Here is a 3188-nt window from a genome sequence, read left to right as displayed (position 1 = left end):
CATACAATGGCAATGCTTCGTGGCATTTCCTGCGGCAAGGCATGTTTAAGTGTCTTGTCCAACGGCATTTCATAACAGAATAGCGCAAGCTCGCTTTTTGCCGCCTGCGTAACAGCACTTTCAAAATCAAGTGGTGCACTCACCGTCGGGATAATCCCGCGGCCTGCCTGGCTTGCTGCTTGCTTGGCAATCTTGCGCCAACGCTCAGTTTTGCTGCTGCCCTCCGCCTTCGCCACGCATCGCCTCGACACAAACGGCACAATACTCGTCACGCCCAGTTCCACGCATTTCTGCACCGCGTAATCCATGCGCTCGCCCTTTGCCACCGCGATATAAACCGCCATATCAAACGGCGGCTCGGCCAAATTATCACGCCACACACCGACGTCTAAATACACTGCCCGTGCCTCTATCACAGTAATAACAGCATTGGCTTCACGCTTACACCCATCGCACACCACCACACGCTCGCCTACACGCAATCGCAATACACGCACGGCATGATGCGCATCTTCACCATACAACGCACCGTCAAAATCAGCATCGACAAAAAACCTATGACTCATTGTCATTCAATCGCTCAGCAACAATATACTGCGGACGTCCTTTGGTCTCATCATAAATCCGCCCAATATATTGCCCGACAATGCCCAGCATAATCAATACAATGCCGTTAAAGAATAACATAATCGCCACCATTGATGCCCAGCCTGCTGCCATATCCGGACGAATGAACAATCGGTCAATAATAACATAAATCAAAAACCCGAAGCTACCCATTGATAATAGCGTGCCAATCCACGTTGCCAATTTCAGCGGTTTAAGCGAAAAGGACGTGATAGCGTTACCCGCCAAGGCCAGCATCTTGCGCAACGGATATTTGGTTTCACCGGCAAAACGCTCCTCACGGATATATTCAACTGCCGTTTGCTTATACCCAACCCAACTCACCAGCCCACGCACATAGCGGTTACGTTCAGGCATACTTTTCAGCGTTTCAATGACTTTGCGGTCGAGCAAACGAAAGTCACCGGCATCGACAGGCAGATTGACATCTGTCATGGCATTGAGCGAACGGTAGAAGATCTTTGCTGTTAATTTCTTGAATGCTGTCTCTCCTTTGCGCACGGCGCGCTTTCCGTAGACAACCTCGAAGCCCTGCTTCCACTGTTCAATCATAACCAACATAATCTCAGGCGGGTCTTGCAAATCAGCATCGATGACAATGACAGCCTCACCTCGCGCCTCATCCATACCTGCCGTAATGGCCGGCTGGTGGCCAAAATTGCGCGAAAAGCGCAACACACGCAAATTACTGTCCTCAGCGGCAAGCTCGCGCGCCATTTCCGGCGTTTTGTCGCGGCTGCCGTCGTCTATAAAAATTAATTCATATAACTCACCACAACTGTCCATCACAGCTTTAAGCCGCTTGTAGCACTCTTCAATGACCGCCTCCTCATTATACAGCGGCACAACGATAGAATATTTAGGCTTGTCCGGCATAAGCTACCCCCTGTTCGTTTTTGTCTATTATACCACGACTTTCCGCACTTGTCACGCGAAATTATTTGGTACAAAAAAAGCAGTCATCTTGACTGCCTTTTTTGTCGCCTACTCCCCCATATTCCCCATATACCTTTCCCAAATCAAACCAATGTCCTCTGCTGTCAAATACCCGCGCTCGTAACCTATACAGAAACACATCCAGTCACCATCATCGTGCAGCCATATGTGAACGCCGCCTTGATCATTGCCATGCGCTATGGTCCGCCCACTGTGCGGAAATACAAAAGTGTACCCTGCAACAACCTCCTCTATTTCGCCATGGTTAACAAACTCCCATGTGTCCATAAAAACAACTTCACGTCTGGAAAATGTGCCGAAATACTGCCAAATAGTCGGCCTGTAGGGCAGGAGCTCCTTGTTGGTGTTTGCATATATCCACGCCAAGAAACTTTCCTGAAGCTGCAATTCACGGGCATCGCTAAGCCCGAAGTGTTCTGGCTCCAATGTTGCTGTGAGTGTCGGTTCTCCTGTTTCCACAGCCGTCTGCCCGGCTGTTTCATACGACGGCTCTTGTGCAGGCGGCGCACTATCCGCACAGCCTATGATTAGTCCACATGTTAAAACGAGTGCGCCAATATAAATCTTCTTTTTCATAGCAGGCTCCCTACTCCCCCATATTCCCCATATACCTTTCCCAAATCAACCCAATGTCCTCTGCGGTCAAATACCCGCGCTCGTAACCTACGCAGAAACACATCCAGTCACCATCATCGTGCAGCCACATGTGAACGCCGCCCCGCGCGACCGCCTCGTGTTCACCAGCCCATCCGCTGCTCCCAAATACAAAATCGTACCCTGCAACTTTCTCTTCCGCAGACCCAAAAGTATCATCCACATTTGCCAACATGAAAACCGCCTCGCGCCCATCAAATGTGCCAAAATATCGTGTAACTTTTACATAGTCAAGCTCCACACAATCCCTTCCAGCGTTGTGCAACCATACAAGAAAATTCTCACGGATTTGCAACTCTCGCTCTGCGCTGAGTTCAAGGCGCTCAGGTGCGGGCGTTTCTACATTCGTCAACCCTGCCGTTTCATACGGCACCTCCTGCCCGGGCGGCACATTATCCGAACAGCCTACCAAACCAAACAGTAACAACAACGCACATAAAATAATTGCTTTTTTCATGACAGACCCCTTTCTACCACGCTCTGTCTTCATAATGCCATAATGCCGCTCTATTCTCATACAACGCCCAAATCAACCCAATGTCCTCTGCTGTCAAATACCCACGCTCGTAACCTACGCAGAAACACATCCAGTCACCATCATCGTGCAGCCAGATGTGGACGCCGCCATCGCTGCGACCATCAAAAGAATCGCTATGCACAAAATACCAACCCAAATCCGGAAACACAAAGGAATAACCGGCAACATTTTCTCTCATCGTAGCTAAATCCGCACCAAAAGGCACAAATATACCCAAAGCCTCACGCCCATTAAACGTACCAAAATAGTATTCAAGATATCCACGTTCAAGCGAATGCGCAAGTTCTTGCTCACATACATAGCTACGCCCTGCGAAAAGCGGCCACGCCCACTCACGAAAACTTTCGACTATTTCCAATTCGCGTTCTTGGCTAAGTATAGGTCGTTCAGGTAGGGGCGTTTCTATGGGTGT

5 protein-coding genes are annotated in these 3188 nt (G+C 49.5%); all 5 read right to left on the bottom strand.

Annotated elements, in window-relative coordinates; all coding sequences use genetic code 11:
- Window positions 1–572 (bottom strand): 16S rRNA (uracil(1498)-N(3))-methyltransferase (locus FWE06_10175; GenBank protein ID MCL2547526.1); only part of this gene is annotated, 572 nt, incomplete at its 3' end.
- Window positions 556–1503: a glycosyltransferase family 2 protein gene (locus FWE06_10170; protein MCL2547525.1), complete on the bottom strand. Its 948-nt coding sequence runs from the start codon at window positions 1501–1503 to the stop codon at window positions 556–558. The genes FWE06_10170 and FWE06_10175, both read right to left, overlap by 17 nt.
- Before the next feature lie 108 nt (window positions 1504–1611).
- Window positions 1612–2160, bottom strand: a complete 549-nt coding sequence (locus FWE06_10165) for a hypothetical protein (protein MCL2547524.1) — start codon at window positions 2158–2160, stop codon at window positions 1612–1614.
- A 10-nt stretch (window positions 2161–2170) separates the two neighbouring features.
- Window positions 2171–2695 carry a hypothetical protein gene (locus FWE06_10160; protein ID MCL2547523.1) on the bottom strand — a complete coding sequence of 175 codons (525 nt, stop codon included), beginning with the start codon at window positions 2693–2695 and terminating at the stop codon, window positions 2171–2173.
- 13 nt (window positions 2696–2708) lie between these two features.
- The coding region (locus tag FWE06_10155; GenBank protein ID MCL2547522.1) for a hypothetical protein at window positions 2709–3188 on the bottom strand (480 nt) is incomplete at its 5' end.

The organism is Oscillospiraceae bacterium, from assembly GCA_009780275.1.
Lineage (GTDB): Bacteria > Bacillota > Clostridia > Oscillospirales > UBA929 > WRAI01.
Note: the sequence above shows the minus strand (reverse complement) of the source record. Positions and strands in the feature narration are given on the sequence as shown.